The 23,657-nt window shown below is 66.8% G+C and carries 21 protein-coding genes; 13 read left to right on the top strand and 8 right to left on the bottom strand.

What is annotated here, in order from left to right:
- Positions 1-66: 66 nt before the first annotated feature.
- Positions 67-522: a hypothetical protein gene (locus JYK02_RS11985; RefSeq protein WP_207051056.1), complete on the bottom strand. Its 456-nt coding sequence runs from the start codon at positions 520-522 to the stop codon at positions 67-69.
- Positions 509-2,122, bottom strand: a complete 1,614-nt coding sequence (locus JYK02_RS11980) for a glycosyltransferase (RefSeq protein WP_242588663.1) — start codon at positions 2,120-2,122, stop codon at positions 509-511. Before JYK02_RS11980 ends, JYK02_RS11985 begins: the two co-directional genes overlap by 14 nt.
- A 153-nt stretch (positions 2,123-2,275) precedes the next feature.
- Between JYK02_RS11980 and rfbB the strand changes: the two genes are divergently transcribed.
- From rfbB to JYK02_RS11955, 5 genes are all read left to right on the top strand, one after another.
- Positions 2,276-3,298, top strand: a complete 1,023-nt coding sequence (gene rfbB / locus JYK02_RS11975) for a dTDP-glucose 4,6-dehydratase (RefSeq protein WP_207051055.1) — start codon at positions 2,276-2,278, stop codon at positions 3,296-3,298.
- Entirely contained in the window at positions 3,295-4,209 is a 915-nt protein-coding gene (locus tag JYK02_RS11970; protein WP_207051054.1) for an SDR family oxidoreductase, read from the top strand. The genes rfbB and JYK02_RS11970 overlap by 4 nt, the downstream gene beginning before the upstream one ends.
- On the top strand, positions 4,206-5,087 hold the full coding sequence (gene rfbA, locus JYK02_RS11965; protein ID WP_207051053.1) for a glucose-1-phosphate thymidylyltransferase RfbA: 882 nt from the start codon (positions 4,206-4,208) through the stop codon (positions 5,085-5,087). The genes JYK02_RS11970 and rfbA overlap by 4 nt, the downstream gene beginning before the upstream one ends.
- Entirely contained in the window at positions 5,084-5,629 is a 546-nt protein-coding gene (gene rfbC / locus JYK02_RS11960) for a dTDP-4-dehydrorhamnose 3,5-epimerase (protein WP_207051052.1), read from the top strand. Before rfbA ends, rfbC begins: the two co-directional genes overlap by 4 nt.
- Before the next feature lie 142 nt (positions 5,630-5,771).
- Entirely contained in the window at positions 5,772-6,833 is a 1,062-nt protein-coding gene (locus JYK02_RS11955) for a YihY/virulence factor BrkB family protein (protein WP_207051051.1), read from the top strand.
- A 57-nt stretch (positions 6,834-6,890) separates the two neighbouring features.
- Here the strand turns inward: JYK02_RS11955 and JYK02_RS11950 are convergent, their stop codons facing one another.
- The 3 genes from JYK02_RS11950 to JYK02_RS11940 all read right to left on the bottom strand — a co-directional run bounded on the left by JYK02_RS11950 (position 6,891) and on the right by JYK02_RS11940 (position 10,119).
- Positions 6,891-7,376, bottom strand: coding sequence for a hypothetical protein (locus JYK02_RS11950; RefSeq protein WP_207051050.1), 486 nt, complete (start codon positions 7,374-7,376; stop codon positions 6,891-6,893).
- Positions 7,377-7,424: 48 nt separating this feature from the next.
- Positions 7,425-8,045: a hypothetical protein gene (locus JYK02_RS11945; protein WP_207051049.1), complete on the bottom strand. Its 621-nt coding sequence runs from the start codon at positions 8,043-8,045 to the stop codon at positions 7,425-7,427.
- 391 nt (positions 8,046-8,436) lie between these two features.
- On the bottom strand, positions 8,437-10,119 hold the full coding sequence (locus JYK02_RS11940) for a serine hydrolase domain-containing protein (protein ID WP_207051048.1): 1,683 nt from the start codon (positions 10,117-10,119) through the stop codon (positions 8,437-8,439).
- Between the two features lie 102 nt (positions 10,120-10,221).
- On the opposite strand from JYK02_RS11940, the gene JYK02_RS11935 reads away from it, so the two are divergent.
- Positions 10,222-11,295, top strand: coding sequence for a protein kinase domain-containing protein (locus tag JYK02_RS11935; RefSeq protein ID WP_207051047.1), 1,074 nt, complete (start codon positions 10,222-10,224; stop codon positions 11,293-11,295).
- Here JYK02_RS11935 and JYK02_RS11930 read toward each other — a convergent pair.
- Positions 11,282-12,730, bottom strand: a complete 1,449-nt coding sequence (locus JYK02_RS11930) for a hypothetical protein (protein ID WP_207051046.1) — start codon at positions 12,728-12,730, stop codon at positions 11,282-11,284. The genes JYK02_RS11935 and JYK02_RS11930 overlap by 14 nt on opposite strands.
- Before the next feature lie 424 nt (positions 12,731-13,154).
- Between JYK02_RS11930 and JYK02_RS40900 the strand changes: the two genes are divergently transcribed.
- The 3 genes from JYK02_RS40900 (at position 13,155) to JYK02_RS11915 (ending at position 15,934) form a co-directional block, all read left to right on the top strand.
- Entirely contained in the window at positions 13,155-13,367 is a 213-nt protein-coding gene (locus JYK02_RS40900) for a KTSC domain-containing protein (RefSeq protein ID WP_207051045.1), read from the top strand.
- A gap of 2 nt (positions 13,368-13,369) precedes the next feature.
- Entirely contained in the window at positions 13,370-15,358 is a 1,989-nt protein-coding gene (locus JYK02_RS11920) for an ATP-dependent nuclease (RefSeq protein WP_207051044.1), read from the top strand.
- A gap of 150 nt (positions 15,359-15,508) precedes the next feature.
- The gene (locus tag JYK02_RS11915; protein ID WP_207051043.1) at positions 15,509-15,934 is read left to right on the top strand and encodes a hypothetical protein; all 426 of its coding nucleotides are present in this window, start codon (positions 15,509-15,511) and stop codon (positions 15,932-15,934) included.
- Positions 15,935-16,059: 125 nt separating this feature from the next.
- On the opposite strand, the gene JYK02_RS11910 is transcribed toward JYK02_RS11915, so the two are convergent.
- Complete coding sequence (locus JYK02_RS11910; protein WP_207051042.1) at positions 16,060-17,658, bottom strand: ABC-F family ATP-binding cassette domain-containing protein; 1,599 nt, start codon at positions 17,656-17,658, stop codon at positions 16,060-16,062.
- Positions 17,659-17,892: 234 nt separating this feature from the next.
- On the opposite strand from JYK02_RS11910, the gene tgt reads away from it, so the two are divergent.
- From tgt to JYK02_RS11895, 3 genes are all read left to right on the top strand, one after another.
- Positions 17,893-19,062 carry a tRNA guanosine(34) transglycosylase Tgt gene (gene tgt, locus JYK02_RS11905; protein WP_207051041.1) on the top strand — a complete coding sequence of 390 codons (1,170 nt, stop codon included), beginning with the start codon at positions 17,893-17,895 and terminating at the stop codon, positions 19,060-19,062.
- A gap of 129 nt (positions 19,063-19,191) precedes the next feature.
- The gene (locus tag JYK02_RS11900; RefSeq protein ID WP_207051040.1) at positions 19,192-20,385 is read left to right on the top strand and encodes a nuclease; all 1,194 of its coding nucleotides are present in this window, start codon (positions 19,192-19,194) and stop codon (positions 20,383-20,385) included.
- Positions 20,386-20,562: 177 nt separating this feature from the next.
- Positions 20,563-21,270, top strand: coding sequence for a transglutaminase domain-containing protein (locus tag JYK02_RS11895; RefSeq protein ID WP_207051039.1), 708 nt, complete (start codon positions 20,563-20,565; stop codon positions 21,268-21,270).
- Here JYK02_RS11895 and JYK02_RS11890 read toward each other — a convergent pair.
- Positions 21,242-21,997, bottom strand: coding sequence for a TetR/AcrR family transcriptional regulator (locus JYK02_RS11890; protein WP_207051038.1), 756 nt, complete (start codon positions 21,995-21,997; stop codon positions 21,242-21,244). The two genes, JYK02_RS11895 and JYK02_RS11890, sit on opposite strands and share 29 nt — an antisense overlap.
- Positions 21,998-22,083: 86 nt before the next feature.
- On the opposite strand from JYK02_RS11890, the gene JYK02_RS11885 reads away from it, so the two are divergent.
- Positions 22,084-23,655, top strand: a complete 1,572-nt coding sequence (locus JYK02_RS11885; RefSeq protein WP_242588662.1) for an FAD-dependent monooxygenase — start codon at positions 22,084-22,086, stop codon at positions 23,653-23,655.
- Positions 23,656-23,657 lie beyond the last annotated feature (2 nt).

The following is a 23,657-nucleotide window of genomic DNA, read 5'->3' as shown; positions in this document are numbered from 1 at the left end:
GCGCGGAGGAGGTTCCTGCGTCAACGCCCGGCGGGGTCGCCGTCCGTCGAGCAGGCAGCCATGCGCTCAGGGTGAAGAGGGCCCCGGCGGATCCTTCTCCAACTGCTTCAATCGTGCCTCCAGTTCGCGCCGCCACAGCGCCTGCGTCCGCGCGTGCTCGCGCTGGTTCTCGATGACGACGGTGAGTGCGTCCAGGATGGCTTCGTTGAAGTGCACCTGGCGGCGCAGCACCTCGTTGATGAACGGCTGGAACGCGCCGCGAAACGTCCGCTTGGCGAACACGAGCACGGGCCCCAGGACGGGGCGGTGCGACGTCGCGGGCTCCACATAGCGCACGTCCGCCTTGGAGCGTGCCTCCAGCAGCAGCGCCGGCCACTTGCCCGCGACGGGGGCGCGCAGCGACGCGGCCAGGGTGCGGCGCAGGTGGTCGCGCGCGGCGGCGGACGGCTCGGGGAGCCGCTGGGTGGCGGCGGCCACGGCCTGGGCCGAGGGCTCGGCCGTGAGCAGGTCAGCGGCGTGCATCGCGGGCTCCTCGCTTCTTCTTCGATGTCAGGGCCTGCACCAGGACGTTGGCCACGGCGTCCGGGTCCGTCCGGTCCAGCTCCACCAGGCGCGGCCCCAGGTGGTGCCGGGCCGCCTCCGTCGCCGCCTCGTCGGACGCGACGGCCGCGTCGCGCACACCCCAGCTCCGTCGCCCCACGCTGGCCATCAGCGCCTGGGCGGCGGCGGTGTCCGTGCCCAGCAGCACCACCTTCCCGGAAGAGGCCCGCACCGCCGTCTCCAGCGAGGACGAGCCGGGCAGCGGCTCGGGCGCGGGGCCGACGGGCTGGTCGGGGGTGAAGTGCCAGACGGGCGCTCCTCCCTCCGGCTGGGGGCCGAGCGAGAGGACGGGCTCCTCGCCGCGCCCCCGCAGGGCAAGGATGCGGGAGTCAGGCAGGCGGCGGTGCAGCTCACGGGCGAGCCGCGACATGGGCGCCTCCGGCCGCGAGGAGAAGCCGGGGCAGACCAGGTCGATGGCGGGCGTCCGCGAGGCGGCCTCCACCGGGCCGGGCCCGCTGCCTCCCAGCCAGCGCAGGAGCGTGTCGCGCACCTGGGTGGCCACGGCCTTCTGGGACAGGGCGGCCACGCGGGCGCGCTGCGCGGTGAGCACCTGCTGGCGCAGCGCGGGTTCGCGCTCCAGCACCGCGAGCAGCTGCGCCACGTCCATGGGCTCGCGCGAAAACGTCGTGAGGCCCGCGCCGCCCATGGTCTCCGGGACGGCCGCGGCGCCATACGCGACAACGGGCACGTCGCGGTACATGGCCTCCAGCAGCGGCACGCCGAAGCCCTCGTGCCGGCTCATGGAGAGGTAGGCCGTGGCGGACGCGAAGCAGGCGGACAGCTGCGCGGCGTTGACGCGGCCCAGGAACTGGATGCGGTCCGGGCCGAGCAGGTCCTTGAGCCCGTGCAGGAAGCCGCCATAGGGCGCGTCGCGGTGGATGTTGCCCGCGATGAGCAGGCGGCTCTTGGGCTGGTACAGCCGCTGGTACGCGGTGAAGACGCGCAGCACGTCGTCCACGTACTTGCTGGGCACCGCGCGGCCCACGAAGAGGATGTTGGCGCAGCCGTCATCCAGCTCCGCCATCAGCGCCGGATCCGGCGGCGTGTCGAACGCGTTCCAGTCAATGGCGAAGGGCAGCACGTCCACGCGCGGGTAGCCCGCGGCGACCAGCTCCTCCGCGCTGAAGCGCGAGTAGGCGAAGGCGCCGTCCACGTGCGGGCGCAGCGCGAGTAGCTCCAGGCGGGCGGCGTCGCACGCGAGCACCGCGCCCCGGTCGTAGCCCTCGAAGAGCCGGGCGGGGGTGATGTTGTGGTAGACGAGCAGCTTGCGGCCGCGCGACCGGGCGATGAGCGGCACCTGCTTCGACTCGAAGCTGTGGTGCACGAGCAGCACGGAGTCGCGGGTGGCCTCGCGCGGGTAGTTCCTGGCGGCGTGCACCTGGTCGCGGCACGCGTCGTCCCAGGAGTCGGCGTAGATTTCGGAGGTGTGGCCCCAGGAGCGCAGCAGGCTCTGGAGGTAGCGCACCTGGTTGCCAATCGCGTCACCCCATGCCAGGCGGGTGACCAGCTGATGGATGTGCAAGGGTCCGCCCGGGCCGAGAGGAGGTCGCGGTGACACGCGCGCGTTCCCTTACAACCGTCCAGCCCGCCCTTACAAGAGCGCCCGACGTGCCTTGACGGAGGGGCCTCCGCACAGTACCCAGGGCGGCCCACGCCGTCCCCCGAGGTTGGGTCCATGTCAACGAACGTCCTGGTCACGGGTGGCTGCGGCTTCATCGGGTCCAACCTGGTGCGCTACCTGCTCCGCGAGCGGCCAGACTGGAAGGTCGTCAACCTGGACCGCCTCACCTACGCGGGCAACCTGGAGAACCTCGCGGACCTCGCGGACGACGCCCGCCACGTCTTCGTGCACGGCGACGTGGGCGACCGGGCCTGCGTGGACCGGGTGCTCCAGGAGCACGCCATCGACTGCGTCCTCCACCTGGCCGCGGAGAGCCACGTGGACCGCTCCATCGAGGGCCCCGCCGTCTTCGTCACCACCAACGTCCTGGGCACCCAGCAGTTGCTGGAGGCCTGCCGGGCGCGGGGCCTCCGCCGGTTCGTGCAGGTTTCCACCGACGAGGTCTACGGCTCGCTGGGGCCGTCCGGGGCCTTCACGGAGACCTCGCCCTTGCAGCCCTCCAGCCCCTATTCGGCGTCCAAGACGGGCGCGGACCTGCTGGCCCTGGCGTACCACCACACCTACGGGCTGGACGTGGTGGTGACGCGCTGCTCGAACAACTACGGGCGCTACCAGTTCCCGGAGAAGCTCATCCCCCGCATGGTGGTGAACGCGCTGAGGAACCAGAAGCTCCCCGTCTACGGCGACGGCCAGCACGTGCGCGACTGGCTGCACGTGGAGGACCACTGTCAGGGATTGCTCCAGGCGCTGGAGCGCGGCCGGGCCGGTGAGGTCTACAACCTGGGCGGCGGCGCGGAGCGCAAGAACCTGGACCTGGTGAAGGGCATCCTCGCGGCGCTGGGCAAGCCGGAGTCGCTCATCGAGTTCGTCACCGACCGGCCGGGACACGACCGCCGCTACGCCATCGACCCGGCGAAGAGCCGCCGTGAGCTGGGATGGACGCCCGCGCATTCCTTCGAAGCGGGGCTGGCGGACACGGTGCGCTGGTACGTGGAGCACCCGGAGTGGTGGGAGCGCGTGCTGAGCGGTGAGTACCGCCGCACCGTGACGCTGACGCATGGAGGTCACGGAGCATGAGCCGCTTCGTCGTCACAGGAGCGAACGGACTGGTGGGCCGCCGCGCGTGCGCGCAGTTGGCCGCGCGGGGCCACGCGGTGGTGGGGCTGGGACGGGGGCCGCGCCGCGTGGCGGGGGCCTTCGAATACGAGGCGCTGGACCTCACGCAGGAGCGGGACGTGGCGCCCGTGCTGACCCGGCTGGCGCCGGAGGTCGTCCTGCACTGCGCGTCGATGACGGAGGTGGACGCGTGCGAGAAGGCGCCCGAGGCCGCGTACGCCGCAAACGTCACCGCCACGGCGGCGGTGGCCCGCTGGACGCGCGAGGCCGGCGCGCACCTGGTGCACGTGTCCACCGACTACGTCTTCGACGGCGACGCGGGTCCCTATGCCGAGGACGCGGTGCCGAACCCTCGGGGCGTCTACGCGGTGACGAAGCACATGGGCGAGCAGGCCGCGCGCGTGCTCTCGCCCGGCTGCGCGATTGCGCGGACCGCGGTGGTGTACGGCTGGCCTCCGGTGGAGGGCCGGCTCAACTTCGGCGCGTGGCTGGTGAAGACGCTGTCCTCGGGGCAGCCGGTGAAGCTCTTCGAGGACCAGGTCGTGTCCCCGAGCTTCTCGGACAACGTCGCCGCGATGCTGGTGGAGCTGGGCGAGCGGCGGCTGGGCGGGACGTGGAACACCTGCGGCGGCACGGTGCTGGACCGCGTGGCCTTCGGGCGGGCGCTGTGCGACGTGTTTGGCTTTGACGCGGGCCTGGTGGTCCCCACGCGGATGGCGGACCTGAAGTTGTCGGCGCCCCGGCCGTTGAAGAGCGGGCTGGTGACGGACAAGGCGCGGGAGCAGCTGTCGGAGAAGCCGCTGGCGTTGGCGGAATCCCTGCGGCGCTTCCATGCGAGCTGGCTCGAGGCCCGGGCCGGGGAGGCGGGATGAAGGGAATCATCCTCGCGGGAGGCTCGGGGACGCGCCTGTATCCGCTGACGCTCGTGGTGAGCAAGCAACTGCTGCCCGTCTACGACAAGCCGATGATCTACTACCCGCTGACCACGCTGATGCTGGCGGGCATCCGGGAGGTGCTGATCCTCTCCACGCCGCAGGACCTGCCGCGCTTCCGCGACCTCTTGGGCGACGGCGAGCAGTGGGGCATGTCCTTCCGGTACGCGGAGCAGCCCCGTCCGGAAGGCCTGGCGCAGGCGTTCGTCATCGGCCGGGACTTCGTGGGGAGCGACGCCGTGTCGCTCATCCTGGGGGACAACATCTTCTACGGCGACGGCCTGAGCGAGCTGGTGCGGCGGGCGGTGCGGCGCTCATCCGGGGCGACGGTGTTCGGCTACCAGGTGAAGGATCCGCAGCGCTACGGCGTGGTGGAGCTGGCGCCGGGCAACCGCGCCATCAGCATCGAGGAGAAGCCCGCGAAGCCCCGCTCCAACTACGCCGTCACGGGGCTGTACTTCTACGACAACCAGGTGCTGGACATCGCCGCGGCGCTGAAGCCCAGCAAGCGCGGCGAGCTGGAGATCACCGACGTCAACGCGGAGTACATGCGCCGCGACCAGCTCACGGTGGAGCTGATGGGGCGCGGCTACGCGTGGCTGGACACCGGGACGCACGAGTCGCTGATGCAGGCGTCGTCGTTCATCGAGATCATCGAGCGCCGGCAGGGCCTGAAGATCGCCTGCCCGGAGGAGATCGCCTACCGCATGGGCTACATCGACGAGGCGCGGCTGGAGGCGCTCGCGGCGCCCATGCTGAAGAACGACTACGGCCAGTACCTGAAGGCCCTCCTGGGGAACCGGGGGACGGCGCCATGAAGGTGCAGACGACGGAGCTTCCCGGCGTCCTCCTGCTGGAGCCCCGCGTGTTCGGGGACTCGCGGGGCTTCTTCGTGGAGACGTTCCACGCCCAGCGCTACGAGGCCGCGGGCATCCCGAGCGCCTTCGTGCAGGACAACCTGTCCCGGTCCGTGCGGGGCACGCTGCGCGGCCTGCACTTCCAGGAGCCCAACGGGCAGGGGAAGCTGGTGCAGGTGCTGGCGGGCGCGGTCTGGGACGTGGTGGTGGACGTGCGCAAGGGCTCGCCCACGTTCGGCCGGTGGATGGGCGCGGAGCTGTCGTCCGGCAACAAGTGGCAGCTGTGGATCCCCCCGGGCTTCGCGCACGGCTTCTGCGTGCTGAGCGACTCCGCGGACTTCTTCTACAAGTGCACCGCGCAATACGCCCCGGAGTCCGAGCGGAGCGTGGCCTGGGATGATCCGGACCTGGCCATCCCCTGGCCCGTGAAGGAGCCGCTGCTATCCGTGAAGGATCAGCGCGCGCCCCGGTTGAAAGACGCGCAAGTGTTGCCTTCCTACTGATTCAAGGCGGCCGGGCGGGCGTGAAGGGGGCCTTGCCTTTTCACGGGTGCTGCGCGCCAAGCAGGCAGGGGGCCAGGCAACGTCCCCAGGGAGGAAGCCAGCCTGGGGATGGAATGCCCAATCTCCTCCAAGGAGGAGACGCATGGTCTGGCCCGGCAAGGGAATGAGTTGGAAGGAGTTCTTCAAGTCCCTCAAGGACGAGTGGGGACGCGACAAGGTCGGCAACGTCGCGAGCGCGCTGACGTTCTCCGCCATCATGGCGCTGTTCCCGTTCCTGCTGTTCCTCGTGTCGCTGGCCGGTGTGCTGATTGATCCGCACCAGGCGCAGCAGCTCATCCAGGAGCTGTCGAAGGTCGCGCCCCAGGAGGTGACGAAGATTCTGGGTGAGCGGCTGGAGGCCCTGGCGACCAGCAATCCGGTGGGGCTGCTGACCATCGGTGGCGTGGGTGCCATCTGGGCGGCGTCGGGCGGCGTGGTGGCGCTGATGGAGTCGCTCAACACCGTCTACGGCGTGGAGGAGAAGCGCCCGTTCTGGAAGAAGCGCGGCATCGCGCTGCTGACGACGCTGGGCACGGCCGTCACGGTGGTGCTGGCGGCCATCGTCGCCATCGTCACGCCGGCGGTGGCGGACAAGCTGGGCGAGCCTCTGTCGACCATCGTCCTGTGGCTGCGCATGCCGGTGGCCGGCATCCTGATGATGGTGCTGCTGGCGGTGCTCTACTACGTGCTGCCGGACGTGAAGCAGAAGTTCAAGTTCATCACCCCGGGCTCGGTGGTGAGCGTGGTCATCTGGGTCATCGCCTCGTGGGGCTTCTCGATGTACGTGGCGAACTTCGGCTCGTATGACGTGAACTACGGCGCCATCGGCGGTGTCATCGTGATGCTGCTGTGGATGCAGATCTCCTGCATGGTCGTGCTGCTGGGCGCGGAGATCAACGGCATCCTCGAGCACAAGTCGCCGGACGGGAAGGCGCCGGGGGCGCGCGACCCGGACGAGCCGGGACCGAACATCACCAAGACCGAGGCGGAGCAGCAGGGCGCGAACCTGCCGGGCGCCACGGACTTCCGTCCCGTCCCGCCGGAGCCGCGCTACGAGGTCCGCCCGGTGGCGCTGAGCAAGACGCCCCTGGCCGCGGCGGCGAAGTGGGCCGCGGGCGTGGGCCTGGGCGTGTTCCTGATGCGCCGCAAGTCCGCGGCGCGGTAGGCCCGGCAAGGCCTGGAACGGCGGGCGGTCCTCGCGAGGGGGCCGCCCGTTGTGTTTTCAGGGCAGGGGCGAGGTGACGTAGTCCTGCCCGTCGGAATGGCAGCCATGACAGGTGGAGTGGGCACGGCCGTAGTAGTTGTTGGCGTAGGTCGGCCCGAAGCCCTCGTAGAAGATCCAGGTGTCCTTGCCGGCGCCTTCCGAGACCTTCACGTCCAGTGCGTGACCCCGGAGCGTCTTCCCGTCGTCCTCGTAGAGCTCCTTCACGAGGATGCTGCCCACGGGATGGATGGCATTGCCTTCCCGGAGTGAGCGCGCGACGACGTCGTTGAAGAAGACGCGGACCTTGCTGCCGTGCGGGGCGCGCGTGTCGTGCACGGAGGGCTCCGCGAGCCAGGACGTGTACTGGCCGGAGCGCACGAAGGCGGTGATGCCCTGTTCGGACGTGTCGAGTTGCTGGATGACGCCGAGCCCCTCGTCCACGGAGGAGGAGGGACCGCAGGCGCTGGCGAACAGGAGCGGCAGGAGCAGGGCGAAGGGGCGCATGCACAGGGCTACGCGCCGGACGCCGGGACGGTTACAGCGGCCGCCCGCTCACTGGGTCGAATAGGTGTGGGACAGGTTGATGACCAGGATCTCCACGATGGGCGGAAAGGCCAGCTCGATGCGGCCCCGGTTCAGGTCCGCGCGCGTGACCTCGTAGGAGATGCCGCCAAACTCGTCGTCGAGGCTGAAGTCATCGTTGTCGAAGATGGAGATTTCGAGTGGGAAGCGCAGGAGGTTGGAGGTGATGACCTCGCAGCTCCCGGTGCTCCATTCAGGCTCCCAGTCCTCGTCCTCGGCGGTGCGGGAGCGCTCTGGAGCGGAGGGGCAGCGCATCTCCACGACGACGTCGGGCGGGGAACCGTCGGAGTCCCAGTCCTCACCGTTGTCCGGGTCCACTTCCGCGATGACGGCCCGGCGGGGCTGCACCCGCGTCCGCATCACGCCCGTGTAGCAGGCCCCGGTGTCGAGCCGGCAGACATTGCCTTCGGGACAGCTCTCACAGATGGCGCCGTTGGATCCGCACTGAGCGTCACCGAGATCCAGAACACACACATTGCTCACGGTGCAGCAGCCGTTCGCGCAGCTTTCCGGAGTGCACTCGGACTCACCACACGCGGAGAGGAAGAGGGTGCACGACAGGGCCACCAGGATCAGACAGGGCGTTTTCATGAGGGTCGCGAACGCTACCCGCTTCAGGTCGCCAAGGACACCCTGCGGGGTGTCGCGGAATTTTTGAGCCCCTCCGAGTAGCGGTTATCATCGCAATGATTCACAACCGGGAGGGTGTACATGCGAGGATTTGTTTCTGCGTTGGTGATGGGGCTGCTCGTGGGTTGTGGTGGTGCCATGGAGTCCGAGACCATGGGCGACGTGGAAAGCCCGACGGCGCCTGAAGTCTCCTCCTCGGCGATTCTCCAGTGTGACGTGTTGGATGGGATGGCCTGTCCCTCGACTGGGGCCAACCCGCGTACGTGTATCCTCCCCACGGGTGTGGGCCATGCCTTCTGCTATTGCGACGGGGAAGGCTACGATTACTGGCGCTGCTATTACTGAGCGCGGCTCAAGGCCGCGGCGGCGTTGACGCCGCAGCCAGGATGTACTGTGGCAGGAGTTCCTCACGGAACTTCCGCCACAGGGCGACGTGGTTGTAGTTGCCTGCGGTGAACAGCACGACCAGGTCCAGCTCCGGGACGACCATCACCAGCTGGCCCCCGTTGCCGCTGGCCTCGTACTGCGAATACACGCGGTCGCCGACGCGGAGCTCATGGCGCCACCACGTGTAGCCATACGTCCTGCCATCCCCCATCGTGGATTGCTTCGCGACGGAGCGCTCGATCCAGCGCTGGCTGACCACGCGCTTGCCGTTCCACGTGCCTCCAGAGAGATAGAGCTGCCCGAGCTTCAACGCGTCGCGGGGGCGCATGTAGATGCCGCCGCCCAGGTACTGCTCGCCATTGGGCATGAGGTCCAGGTGGTAGCCGCGCATCTGGAGGGGCGTGGCGACGTTCCGGGTGAAGAACTCGGGGATCCAGGTGCGCGTGGTGTTGCGGAGGACGCCGCCCAGCAGGTTGATGTTCGCCGAGCAGTACACGGCCTTCTCGCCCGGCGCGCGGACCATGGGCAGGTCCAGCGTGTACCTGTACCAATCCGGTACGGAGTCCTCGAGCCGGTCCTCGTTGCCGGGTGACTCCGGGTCGTCGTCATCACAGGCGAGCCCTGTCGACATGGTCATCAGGTGCGCGACCGTGAGCTTGCGCTTGCGCGCATCCAGGTGGGCGAGCTTGCCCTTGTACTCGGGGAAGAGTGAGGCCACGGGCGTGTCCACGGTGAAGGGCGCCCCCTGGTCCAGGGCAATGCCGATCAGCAGGGAGGCATAGGACTTCGAGGAGGAGCGCAGGTCATGGGGACGCTCCTTGTCGAACCCCTGGAAGTACTCCTCGAGGATGAGCTTCCCGTGGCGAGCGATGAGCAGACCCTGGATGGCGGGAACGGACTCCGCGCTCGGCTCCTGATCGAGGATGCGCTGCACGAGCTGCTGGAGCGGTTGGACGTCCATGCCGACATCCGCGGGGGAGGCCGTGGTCCAGCCGTCGTCCTCGGCGATGGGCTTCTGGTGGACGTAGGGTCCCGGAGCGGGAGTGCGTGAGTAGAGGCCCACGGCCTGCGACCGGTCCCGGCGGGTGAAGTCGAACGTCGTGTCGAAGGGAGGGTAGGGCAGGGACAGCCGTCCGGCCTCCGCGTTGAACGTGCCCTCGAACCGGGTATCGCCCTTGAGGGACGTGAAGCGGACGGTGCGGTCCTGGAGCTCCACCCGGAACTGCATCCGGTTGCCGAAGTTCCGCTCCGGGTTGCGGATGAACGCCGTCACGGAGCCGTCAGGCTGCTTCTGGACGACGAGATACAGAGAGAAGCGGTCCTCCAGTGGCGCCACGTTCCCGCGCCAGACACCCGGCTGGAGCGAGCGCAGCTCCACCGGCGTGGCGAACTTCATGCCGCTCATGAGCACGGGAGGCTGGATCCAGTGACCCGTGATGCTCTGGCCGTTCTCCGAAAGCGTGGCGCGGAGTTCGCCTCCGGGGAAGGCGATGGACACCTTCCTGCCCTCGTTCCGGGCAGGAACATCGAAGCCCGCGATGCGCGCGCGCCAGGCGTTCCCATCCCGCACCAGCGTCAGCTCTCCGCGGACTTGAGGCCCGAGGACGCGCTCACTTCCCCAGATGCCCACCAACGGATCCGCGGGCATGGGGACAGCGCCGACATGGAGAGGAAGCAGCGCCAGCAGAAGCCCAAGGGTGCGGTAACGGGTCATGGCTTTGATGACGCTATACGACTATTCATACGCTCCGTGACATCCCATGTCGGCAAATACCAGCGCATCCGCCTGCTCGCCGGTGGCATCGTCGAGGACCATCTGGCCAAGGCCGCCGGCCCATTTGGCATCGAGAAGACGCGGGTGCTCCAGTGCCTCCGGCCGGACATGGCCGAGGACGTGGAGTTCGCGCAGATGTTCCTCGACATGGCGAAGAGGGCCACCCGCCTGACGCATCCGCACCTCGTGCGGGTCGTCGACTTCGGGAAGGCGGACGGCTCGTACTTCCTCGCCAGGGAGCACATCGACGGGCCCAGCCTGCGCAGGGTCATCAAGCACGTGGCGGTCCAGCGGATGGCTCTGCCGGCGACACTGTGCGCGCGCATCATCTCGCAAGCCTGCGAGGGGCTCGCTTATGCCCACGACCTCACCGACCCCAAGACGAACCAGTCGTTGAGGCTCATCCACCGCTGCATCCGGCCGTACAACATCCTCCTGTCGCGCCAGGGGACGGCCAAGGTGGTGGACCTCGGCGTCGACTACTTCCGGTCCCGGTGGACCCCCATCCCCCATTACGGTTCCCCCGACCTGAGCCAGCACGTGTACATGGCGCCCGAGGAGATCCGGGGCTTGTCGGCGGACCGGCGGGTGGACGTCTATTCGCTCGGAGTGGTGCTCTACGAACTGCTCACCACGCGAAAGCCCTTTGAGGGCAAGCCCGGCTATGAGTTGTTTCAAGCCATCTTGTCCGAGCCCATGGTGCCCCCCGAGCGGCACCGCCCGGACCTGCCCGACGCCCTGCGAGCCATCCTCGACCGGGCGCTCGCGAAGGATCTGGACGAGCGCTACCCGGACTGCCACGCGTTCCGGAAGGACCTGGAGGCGTTCATCCGCTCGGAGGGTGAGCCGGTGACATCGCGGCAGGTGGCCCGGCTCGTCCAGCAGGTCACCGCGAGCGACGCCCCGGAGGCCCAGGCACGGCCCCGCTTGGGACGAGGCTGGATTCTCGCGGCGGCAGTGGGCCTGGCGGTCGTGCTCGGAGGCGGCGCCCTGCTCTGGAAGATGAGCGCCGCGCCCGAGCCCGAGAAGGTTCGCGCTACTCCACCGTGAGCGGGAACTGGGCGGATGCCGCATGGCCCGTCACCGCGAGGATGCGAGGCTGCTCTTTCTCCCATTGCCATTCTCTGGGCTGCGCCTGCCAGGAGCACGGCTCGACGGTGACGGTCATCGGTCCAGAGCCCTCGCTCCGGGGCTTGAAGCTCACCTCCAGCTCCGCGGTGGCTCCTGCCTCCAGCCCAGCGGTAACGCCCACGACGTTCACGCGCTGCTCACCGACCATCGGAAGCAACTGACCGCGATACCGCACGCTGACGTCCACCACGCGAGCGCCAACGAGCGCCCCGGACACCCGGATCCGCACGGCCTCACACGCGGTCCCGTCATTGCGCACCACCGCGCGCCACGTCTCGGTCACGGGCGCGGACACGGCCAGCGGCTCGGAGGAGTGCTCGGTCCATTGGAACGCGGGAGTCTTGTAGCCCACGTGCATGAGCGGCGCGCCCGAGCTCACCGGACGGTTCGAGGCGTGAAGGCGCAAGGGGTGTCCGGGCTCGGCGGTGAGCAGGAAGAGCGAGTCCCGGTCCTCGGCGCCCACCCACCACCGGTCAGGCCCCGCGGGCGTCACGGCCACGAAGGCAGGCCACTCCCCCACGAGCGTCTCCATCACCTGGAGCCCGGGCAGGGACACCAGGAGGGCTTTGTCCTGCACGAAGAGGAGCGCCCGGGACGCGTCGAGGACGCAAACCCCGGCACCGCCCCAGATCATTTCCTCTTCCTCATCATCGTCATCATCCCTCCCCGGGAGTGAGCCAAGCAGGGTGCCGTCGAGCGCGAAGTGGAGGAGCGCCGTCTGCCGGTAGTTGATGACGAGCAGGAGAAGCACGCCATGCGGAGTGGCCAAAGCCCGCCAGGTGTCCTGCTCACCGCCCGGCTCCATCTGGAGCGCCCCCTCCGGCCGATCCGCCCCCGAGCGGAGCACATAGACGCGGCCCCGGCCCTTCTCCACGACGGTGATGCCAAAGGGGCTCGTGTCGAGCAACGCCCCATCGGGGGGCTCACGCTGGGGGCGTCCGCTGGCATACCCATACCCGTGCCTGGCGCGCACGGGCTTGGGCAGGGGCATGGGCTCCGACTGCTGCCCGGATCCATCGGTCGTGAAGAGGGTGGTGAGCTTGAGGGCACCGTCCACCACCGTGCCGATGAACCGGTTCCCATCGGTGGTGAGATCGAAGCACTCCTTTGGAAGGGCCTGCACGGGAGCGCTCGTGCCGGGCCCCACAGAGAAGACACGCCGGTCCCCGCTTCCCACCCAGACGTCCTGAGACCCGTTGAGCGAGGCAAGCACCACGGGCGCGGACGGGTACTCCGGCACGTCTCCACTGACCTCCCGGCGCACGCCTTCAGCGCCGTGGAAGACGATGAGCCGCTGCGGTCTGAGATCGAACAGCCACGGTCCACGGGCCAGGAGACGGCGTCTCGGGTACATGGCCCCGCATCATACCCACCGGAAGAGCCGGTAAGCGGCATTGAGCGGGCGAACCTGCTGAACCTGCTCCACCTTGCATACGAGAGCCCTGGAGCCAGTCTCATTGCCATACTGCCTCAGTCGTCCCAGATGCGGATAGGCCTGCAATGCATGGAGTCGTGAGTGCTTGAAATCGAGGATTCAATGATCGCGCGAGAAGGCCACTTGGCCGCGCGGCCACGAGTCTTCCGGTAGTGGCTCCTGTAACTTTCCTCACCCTTACACGGGACAAGATCCATTCATCCAGCCTGCATCAAGCCGTCATGCCTGATAGGCCGAACTACTTGCAACTTACCACACCACCATATCGGGCAATGTCGACCCGCCGCTGAACGAAGTTTCAGGATTGCAGTCGCCAACAAGCGCACGGGACGATGTACGACCTATGCACAGAGTTCCTGTCAAATCGAGCAATATCCGATCTATAGGGCATGACTCAGCCACGTCGACCCTGGAAGTGGAGTTCAATGATTTCAGTATTTACTCGTATTCAAAGGTTCCCCTGCCGCTTCACACGAGTCTTATGCAGGCGACCTCTAAAGGCGCCTTTCTTGCCAAGTGCATAAAAGACAAGTTCGTGTTTGAAAGAATCAAGTAAGAATGAAAATCAAGTCAATCCGAATTGAGAACTTCCGCTCCTACCGCGATGAAACCATCAGTCTAAACGACTACACGTGCATAGTTGGAACAAATGGGGTCGGAAAATCTACGATCCTGACTGCACTTAATATCTTCTTTCGCGACCAGAGCGGAGCAAGCACCAACATTACCCATCTGGATGAGGAGGACTTTCACAATAGAGATACGAATACTCCAATAAGAATAACCCTCACCTTTAAAGACCTTTCCGATGCGGCGCAGGAGGACTTCCGAGACTACTACAGGCAGGGTGAGTTGATTATTTCCGCTGTGGCCAAATGGGACCCTGACCTAAAGCAGGCCGAAGTACTTCAGTTCGGGCAGCGCAGGGTAATGAAGAGGTTTAAGCAATTTTTTGCAAAATACAATGAAGGGGAAAAGGTACCGGTCCTTCGAGAGGTTTACGAGAAGTTGAGGCTGGAAATACCTCAGTTAAAGCCCGTAAAGGTCAAGCAGGAGATGCATGACGAACTCTCCAACTATGAGACGTCGCATCCGGAGCTTTGTGAGCCAGTCCCAAGCCAAGATCAGTTCTATGGTGTCACCAAGGGCGCCAACCGACTCCAGCGCCATGTCCATTGGATTTATCTTCCGGCAGTAAAAGACGCGACATTGGAGCAAACTGAATCGAAACGATCAGCGCTTAGCGCTCTACTGGAGCGTGCCTTGCAAGTCGGCGCGACATTTGACGCCCAATTGAACGAGTTGAGACGGGAAGCCGAGAGTAAATACCGTGAACTTCTCTCCAAGAAGCAAGCACTACTCCAAGACCTGTCGTCCGCACTGGATGTTCGAATTCGGCGCCTAGTTCAATCCGATGCAAACCTTAAGGTTGAATGGCTCAATACGCCAGAGAACTACGTCAGCATACAAGATCCCGTTGCGAGAATAATCGCGGGAGAGAGCCGATTTTCAGGAAACATGGCGCGATTCGGCCATGGCCTTCAGCGAGCATTTCTGATTGCGCTTCTGCAGGAACTTGCTAGCGCGAAAGACACATCCAAGACAACATTGATACTTGGATGTGAGGAGCCAGAACTCTATCAGCATCCGTCGCAAGCAAAGCATCTTGCCAAGGTGCTTCAGACCTTGGCAGGCTCTTCGTATCAGATAATTACCTGCACCCACAGTCCGCATTTTGTTTCGGCACGAGGATTTGAAGATGTCAGAGTTGTTCGAAGGGATGCCGCTCAAAAGCATGCCTATGTAAGTTCCCTTACGCTTGAGCATCTGAGGACGACCCTGAGTGCATACACTTCAAGATCCGTCTCTCATAGCAACAGTGCGCTTGTGAGGCTTGAACAGATTCTCCAGCCCTCGATAAATGAGATGTTCTTTTCTGAAGTTGTTGTTTTTGTCGAGGGGATTGAAGATGTGGCATGTATAACGACCTATCTTGAGCTTATGGGGCTCTATGATGATTTCATCAGGCTTGGCTGTCATTTTGTTCCCTGTGGAGGGAAAAGCCGGCTTGCTGAACCCGCAATTGTTGCTAAGGGGCTGAAGATTCCGACTTTTGTTGTCTTTGACTCGGACGGCCATGAGCAGGGGCTTCTTAATAGGTCGAGGCATGAGAAAGACAATAGAGAACTCTTGAAGATTTGCTCGTCTCAGGGAGTGGAGCCATTTCCTCAGAGTACATTCTGGGCCGTAGATCACGTGATGTGGAAAACCGAGATTCAAGGTGAGATTGAGAGCGAAATCGGCCTGAGTGAATGGCAGTTGATCAAAGATAGTATTCGAAAGGAGTATTCGATCTACATGCCGAGCGTTGACAAGCATACCTTGTTTTTGGCGTATTGCCTGAGTCATGCTTGGGATAAAGGAAGGCGTTCTCAGTCTTTGGAGCGTCTTTGTAAGTCGATCTGTGCTTTTGCGGCCAGTGCGACTGGGCGAGAGGGGCCAAAGCTTCAGGTTACATCCCCTCCGCCTACTTCGGTGACCTCATAAGCATCGAGTCTATTGTGGTTGCGAGCACTTTGCTTTTTGGTACGGCGCCCCCTCGTTCATGGAGGCGCTGACTGGCGTGCTTCAATCGAAGGTGCGTTGACCCCAGAGCACAAGACAAGATCGGTTGACGAACTGAAGGAGCATTGAGTCATGCCCTCTGTTGCGTTTGAGGTGAAGAGATACTCCAGCTTCGAAACATTTATCCAAGCGATCCGGACGTGGATTCATGGAAATGGCGTCCAATGCGCCCAGTTGTGTGGATGCACCACGAACCACTCCTATCGCTCTGCTTGGACGTCGTTCAAACTCCAGCACTTCTCCGACGGTCGTTGGAATGGTCCTTACGTCGTCAATGCTGATACAAAGCGAGAAGCGTTGTTGGAACTTCTCGAACTGGTGGAGGCTGGCAAGACTGCTGAAGAGATTTTCACTCCGGACAAGACCAGCGGAGACACACGCACCGTCCGCGTGCTGGGACGAAGCAGCGCTGCCGGGTTCTATATCTATCAGCACAAGAAAGGTGTCCCCCTCGACGCCGAGACCCGGCAGTGTGAGCGCAGCGCACTTCGCCGGTAAATGAGCGAGGCAAATAGCCCGCCTTGATGCCTCCATCAGGCCCTTGAAGAAACAAACACCGCCTCGCTTCCGGACGGACCGGAAACGGGCGGCGTTTGGCACTGCCTACAGCTGTGACTCGGTGACTACCGGCGCTTCTGCGCCGCGTCCGCGTGCTTCTCCATGAACTCGGAGTAGGGGCCGTTGAAGTCGAGGACTTCCTTGCCCGCCTCGAGGCTCCAGATGCGGGTCGCGACCTCGGAGATGAGCTCCTGGTCGTGCGTCACGCAGATGACCGTGCCGTCGAACTTGGACAGGCCTTCCGCCAGCGCCGCGATGGACTCCAGGTCCAGGTGGTTCGTCGGCTCGTCCAGGATCAGCACGTTGTCCTGCATGATCATCAGCTTGGACAACAGCACGCGCACCGTCTCACCACCGGAGAGCGTGTCCGTGGGCTTCATCCGCTCCTCACCGGAGAAGAGCATCCGGCCCAGCACGCCGGAGATCTCTTCGTTCGTCAGCTTCTCGCTGATCTCCCGGAGGTAGCCGAAGCACGTCGTGCCCTTGTGGATGACGCCGTGGTGGTCCTGCGGCAGGTAGCCCACCGTCGCCTGGTGACCCCAGGTGATGGTCCCCGCGTCCGGCTCCAGCTGTCCCGCCAGCATCTTCACCAGCGTGGACTTGCCCACGGCGTTGCGGCCGATGACGCAGATGCGCTCGCCCTTGCAGACCAGCGCCTTGAACGGCTTGATGACCTGCTGCCCGTCGAAGGACTTCTTCAGGCCCTCGAACATCAGCGTCTGCCGGCCGCTGATCACCTTCTGGTCGAACCGGATGAACGGCCGCGCGATGTTCGAGCGCTTCAGGTCCTCCGTCTTCAGCTTGTCGATCTGCTTGATGCGGCTCTGCACCTGCGACGCACGCGTACCCGCGTGGAAGCGCGCCACGAAGTCCTGCAGCTGGGCGATCTTCTTCTTCTTCTCCGCCGTCTCGGACTCGACCCGGGTCCGCAGCTGCGACTTCTGCCGGACCATGTCGTCGTAACCACCCGTGTACTGGATGATGGTCTCGTAATCGATGTCCGCGATGTGCGTGCAGATGGAGTTCAGGAAGTGCCGGTCGTGGCTGATGGTGATCAGCACGCCCTCATACGCATGGAGGAAGTTCTCCAGCCAGCGGATGGAATCGATGTCCAGGTTGTTCGTGGGCTCGTCCAGCAGCAGTCCTTCCGGCTTGCCGAACAGCGCCTGCGCGAGCAACACACGCAGCTTCAGGCCGCCGGTGAGCTGGCGCATGGGCTCTTCGTGGAAGGACTCCTCGATGCCCAGACCCGCCAGCAGCGTGGCCGCGTCGCTCTCCGCCGAATAGCCGTCCTCTTCCGCGATGACGCCTTCCAGCTCACCCAGCCGGTTGCCGTCCTCCTCGGTGATGTCCGCCTTGGCCAGGAGTTTGTTCTTCTCATCCATGGCCGCCCACAGGTGGCGGTTGCCCATCAGCACCACGTCGATGACGCGGTCGTTCTCGTAGCGGAAGTGGTCCTGGCGCAGGATGCCCAGCTTGCGGGGGCGGATGATCTCGCCCATGTCCTGCTCCTCGTCACCCGCGAGGATCTTCATGAACGTGGACTTGCCGGCCCCGTTCGGACCGGTCAGGCCGTAGCGACGGCCCGGCGAGAAGGCGACGTTGACCTCCTCGAAAAGTTTCTTGGGCCCGTAGGCCTTGGAGACGTTGATGACGTTGAACATGGCGGCGGCTTGTAACGGAAATGGCGCGGCGACCCAAGACGCGCGGTGAATCGGTGACTGGAGGACCCAATGTAACCGTCGACACGCCCCGGAAATGCCGGCTTCCGGCCCCGTCCCCGGGGGTGGGGTAGGGAAACCGGCGTCCCCGAGGCGGAGCGGCCTCCTGGAGACCAGGCGGGCGTCCCCCAGGAAGCGGGTGCGGCCGGACGGGCGGGCTGGGTATAAGGCCCGACAATGGCCGTCCGCTTCGAACTCCTGAATACCGACCCCACTGGCGCCCGCACGGGCATCCTGCACACCCGCAAGGGGTCCTTCCCCACGCCGATGTTCATGCCGGTGGCCACCCACGCCGGCTTCCGCCACCTGGGCATGGAGGAGGTGAAGGAGACGGGGGCGAAGGTCCTCCTCGCCAACACCTACCACCTGATGCTCCGGCCCGGCCCGGAGGTGTTTGAGCGCTTCGGCGGCATCCACCCGTTCATGGGGTGGGACGGCGCGGTGCTGACGGACTCGGGCGGGTTTCAAATCTTCTCCCTGCCGGAGGACCGGCTCATCACGGAGAAGGGCGCGCACTTCCGCAGCTTCTACGACAACAGCCGCCAGCTCCTGAGCCCCGAGTCGAGCATCGCCATGCAGCAGGCGATCAACTCGGAGATCATGATGGTGCTGGACGTGTGCATCGACTCGCGCACGGACGAGGCCGGCACCCGCGAGGCCATGGAGCGCACCCACCGCTGGGCCGTGCGCAGCCTGGCCGCGAAGGAGAAGCGCGCCACGGGCCAGGCGCTGTTCGGCATCGTCCAGGGCGGCGTGCACCCGGCCCTGCGCGACGAGAGCGCCGCGTTCCTCACGAAGCTGCCCTTCGACGGTTTCGCCATCGGCGGGCTGGCGGTGGGGGAGACGAAGGTGGAGCGCGACACGATGACCGAGCGCGCCACCGCGTCCCTGCCGCAGGACAAGCCTCGCTACCTCATGGGCGTGGGCACCCCCACGGACCTGCTGGAGGCGGTGCTGCGCGGCGTGGACATGTTCGACTGCATCATCCCCACGAAGATGGCGCAGCAGGGCTACGCGTACACGTTCCAGGGGCTGGTGCGCATCACCCGCACCGCGTACCGGCTGGAGGACGGCCCGCTCGACCCCGAGTGCGACTGCTACGTGTGCAAGAAGTACTCGCGCGGCTACCTGCAGCACCTGATGCGCGGCAAGCACCACCTGGGCTCGCGCTTCCTGTCGGTGCACAACGTGCGGCACTACCAGAAGCTCATGGAGCGCATCCGCGAGGGCATCTCGCGCAACGGCTACGCGCAGACGTACCGCGAGCTGAAGTCGGCCATCGCCACGCCCAAGGACCTGAAGGACGAGGCCGCCGCCACCGCGATGACGTTGAAGGACGTGGGCTGAAGTCCGGGCGCGCGTTCCGCTGGCCGCCCTCCGGCCGGGTTGGAAAAGGCCCGGCGCGAACGGCGGTGCGGCGGGACGGAGCGGGTTAGCCTGCGGTGCCCGGGCGCACAGGCCCGGCGCCTTCGCCGCATGGACCCGCGCGCCGCCACCCTTCTGAGTCACGTCCGCGCGAGCGCGGAGAACCGGCCCGGCGTGTACCGGTTCTTCGGTCCCGCCGGCGAGCTGCTCTACGTGGGCAAGTCCGTGCGGGTGCGCACGCGGCTCATGTCCTACTTCCGCGCGGACGAGGGCGAGAAGGCGTGGGAGATCGTCTCCCAGGCGCACCAGGTGGAGTGGGAGTACACGGCCAGCGAGTTCGCGGCGCTCCTCCACGAGTTCCGGCTGATCAAGAGCCACCGGCCCCTCTACAACGTGGAGCACAAGCGCGACCGCGCGCACTGCTTCCTCCAGCTCACGCGCGAGGCCGTGCCGCGGCTGCGCGTGGTGGGCCAGCCCAGCGGCGGCGGGAGCGCGGAGTACTTCGGGCCCTTCCACGGCCGGCACACCATGGCGGACGTGGTGCGCGCGGTGAACGACCTGCTGGAGCTGCGCGACTGCCCGTCCGAGACGCCCATGCGGCTGGCGGATCAGATCCAGCTCTTCCCCATGAAGGACGACCCTCGGTGCATGCGCGGACAGACCGCGCGGTGCCTGTCTCCATGCGCGGGCGGCTGCACGACGGCGGAGTACCTGGCGCAGGTCGCGCTGGCGCGGGCGTTCCTCAACGGCGAGTCCGACCGGCCGCTGGTCATCCTGCGCGAGCGCATGGCGATGGCGGCGCGGCGGCTCCAGTTCGAGTACGCGGCGGAGCTGCGCGACCGCGCGGAGCGGCTGGAGAACGTGCAGGCGTGGATCGTCGAGCTGGGGCGCACGCTGCGGCGGCTGTCGCTGGTCTACACGGCGCGCGGCCACGGCGGTGAGGACCGGACCTATGTGATCCGGCGGGGACGGATCCGCGCGGAGGTCCCCACGCCCCGGACGCCGGAGGAGCAGGCGGCGCTGGAGGCGCGGGTGCGGGACATCTTCGCCATGCCGGAGCCGGAGGCGATGGGCCTGCGCGCGCAGGAGGCCCAGGAGCTGATGCTCGTCGCGAAGTGGTTCCGCCTGCATCCGGAGGAACTGGACGCGACGGTGCCTGTTCCGCCTCGGGCCGGAAGCGATGAGCCCTTCGAGGAGGCCGCGGAGGCCCGTGCCGCGCTCGCGCGCACGCTGGAGCGCACCGTGGAGGGCCCGGAGGAGCCGGAGATCCCGGAGCCTGACGGCGCCGCTGAGCCAGCAGGGTGATGACGCCGGCCATCACCCCTCCAACGACAGTCATCAGCGGCGCGGGGCTTCGCTGACGAGGACGGGCCCACGGGACCTGGAAACACAGGGGTTTGGCGCTCACCCCCAGTTGCACGAGCGCTGGCACACGCCGTGCTCATGGGACAGGCATCCCCGCTGTTTCCTAGAGGCCTGTCCATGGCGATCTCCTCCCTGCCGCGTCCTTCCTCGAACCCTTGCGCGATGCGTCCTTCCGAAGCCGCGCAGGCGCCTCGGAACGTCGTGGTGAAGGTCGTCACCCCGGATGGCAAGCCGGTGAAGACGGTGGACTCCGCGAAGCAGCCCCAGGAGTTCGCGAAGCTGCTGACGGACCTGGGCCTGACCCGGGAGTCCCTGCTGAAGGGTGAGGGCGCGAAGGGCCAGGCCCCGAAGCCCCCCACCCACGCACAGAGCTTCCAGCAGAACCGCAACCGCGACAGCTTCGAGCCGTCCAAGCCGCAGGCCGCGAAGGGCCCGTCCTCCGGCAAGAGCGCGGATCAGGTGGCCCAGGACATCGCGAAGGAGGCCACGTCCTGGAAGTATGACTACTCGGGCGGCAAGACGTGGGATGCGGCCATGAAGAACGCCGGCAACTTCGACGCGTCCAAGTCCGGCGTCTGCGTGGACATGGCCATCGAGGCCGAGCAGCGCTTCGAGCAGGCCGGCGTGGAGGCACGCGTCGCCTTCGGCAACACGGACCAGGGCCTTCACGCGTGGGTGGAGTTCAAGGACGACAAGGGCCAGTTCCAGGCCTTCGACCCCACCGCCGCGGCCTGCACCAAGAAGGCCGACGACGCCATCACCCCGTACGACGGCGGCGCCTACAAGTACCAGGGCATCACCGAGACCCACCAGGCCGTGGGCTGAGCCGCGCCGCGATCCCGTCCAGCACGCACTCCAGTCCCTGATCGAACAGCACGTCCAGGGGCGGGTGCGTCGCGTCCTTCATGACCCTCGCGAGCATCGGGAACTCGCCGGTGTCGAGCATCCGCTGGAGGTAGGGCCCCGTGGCGTGCTGCCACTCCTCCTGGGTCTTGCCGCTCTGGACCTCGGAGCGCAGCTCGCTGGCCTCGCTCTGGATGGCGCCGATGACGTAGGCGTTGACCGTCCGGAGCGCGTGCATGACGGTGTCGATGTCCTCGAAACCCGGCGTGTCCCCCAGCGCGGCCAGTGACGCCTCGATGTGCGCGAGCGCGTGGGGGCCCAGGTGCGGACGGCCGCCCAGCAGCCCCGTGAACCACGGGTGCTTGCGCGAGGCCCGCCGCATGCGGTGGGCGACGGCGCGCAGGGCCTTGCGCCAGTCCCCCCGGAGCCGGCCGTCCACGGCCATCTCGCCGTAGACCTCGTCCACCATCAGCTCGAGCAGCTCCTCCTTCGTGGCCACGTAGCCGTAGAGCCGCATCGGGCCGGCCTCCAGCGCGGCCGCCACGTTGCGCAGCGACACGGCGTCGAGCCCCTCCTTGTCGGCGAGGCCCACGGCGGCCTGCACGATGGCCTCCCGGCTCAGCGGCACGGGTGGAGGCCGGCGGGCGGGCTCGGGGCGCTCCCATACGACGGGGGCCTTCTTCGCACTCGGTTTGCGTCCAGGGGGCATCGCCCTCCGTCTTGCCCATTCCCGATCACGTTGACAACCCGTATCCTCCGATACACTGTATCGATGGATACGTCGAATCGGAGGACATGATGGAGACGAAGTCGACGGCGGTGCTCGTGGTGGGCGGCAGCCTGGTGGGGTTGTCCGCGGCGATGTTCCTGGCGTGGCGCGGCGTTCCGACGGTGGTGGTCGAGCGGCACCTGGGGAGCCATCCCCATCCCCGGGCCATTGGCTTCACGCCCCGGAGCCTGGAGCTGTTCCGCGCCGTGGGCCTGGGCGCGCGCATCCCGCAGGCCCCTCCTGGAATCCGTCTGCGGCGGGTCCGGGCGGAGAGCCTGAGCGGACAGTGGTTCGAGGAGTCCTCCTGGACGCCGGAGGACCGCAACGTGCCTGACGTGGAGTTCTCCCTGTGCCGGGGCGCCGCGATCGCGCAGGATCGCCTGGAGCCCATCCTCCGGGAGCAGGCGCTCGCGCTGGGCGCGGACCTGCGGCTGGGGACGGAGCTGGTCCGGTTCGAGCAGGGCGCCGACGGCGTCGTCGCCTGGATCCGCGGGCGTGACGGTCAGGAGGAGATGCTGCGGGCCGATTACCTGATCGCGGCGGACGGGCATCGCAGCCCGGTCCGCGAGGCGCTCGGCATTGGCCGGAGCGGGCGGGGCCACATGCGGACCGCTCGCAGCGTCATCTTCCGGGCGCCGTTGGAGGAGTATTTGAAGGCCGGAGTCTCCCAGTTCAACATCGCGCAGCCGGGCTTCGAGGCGTTCCTCACCACGTACGGCGACGGCCGCTGGCTGCTGATCCACCGGGACGACCGCGAGCTCACGGACGCCGAGCTGCGGGCCGTCATTGCCCGGGCGATTGGCCGGGACGACGTGCCGGTCGAGGTAGTCACCACGGGCCGCTGGGAGATCAGCGCGTTGATCGCGGACCGCTTCGCCTCGGGCCGGGTGTTCCTTGCCGGAGACTCCGCGCACACGCTGCCGCCCAACCGTGGCGGTTATGGGGCGAACACCGGCATTGACGATGCGCACAACCTGGCGTGGAAGCTGGCAGCGGTGCACTCCGGCGTGGCGTCACCCCGGCTGCTCGACACGTATGACGCTGAGCGGCGGCCCATCGCGTGGCTGAGGCACCAGCAGATCTTCGCGCGTGACGACTTCAAGCCCATGGCGGCGCCGGGCAGCGATGCGCCCATCCTCGATGACGCGGCCATGGAGTTCGGTCAGCTCTACCGCTCGGACGCGGTGCTGGGCGCGGACGCGACGCTGCCGCCCGCGGCCCGGCCCGACCAGTGGACCGGCCAGCCCGGCACGCGCGCGCCGCATCTCTGGGTGGAGAAGGGCGGTGAACGGGCGTCGACGCTCGACCTGCTCCAGCGGGGCTGGGTGCTCTTCACCGAGGACGAGCGATGGATGCCCGCCGCGGCCCAGGTCGCCAGGGCGTCTGGCATCGCGCTGGAGTGCGTGCGCATCGGAGGGGACGTGCGGCCGGTGGAGGCCGGGGCGTTCCAGAGCGCGTTCGGGCTGAAGGCCGGAGGCGCGTCGCTGATCCGCCCGGATGGCTACGTGGCGTGGCGCTCGGTCGAACTGCCGGACGCGCCGGCCGATGCGCTCCGCGAGGCCCTGGCGAAGTGCGCATCAGCGACGCGCCTGGGCTGAGC

Source organism: Corallococcus macrosporus (assembly GCF_017302985.1).
GTDB lineage: Bacteria > Myxococcota > Myxococcia > Myxococcales > Myxococcaceae > Corallococcus > Corallococcus macrosporus_A.
The sequence above is the reverse complement of the archived record's forward strand: the minus strand, read 5'-3'. Positions and strand labels throughout refer to the sequence as shown.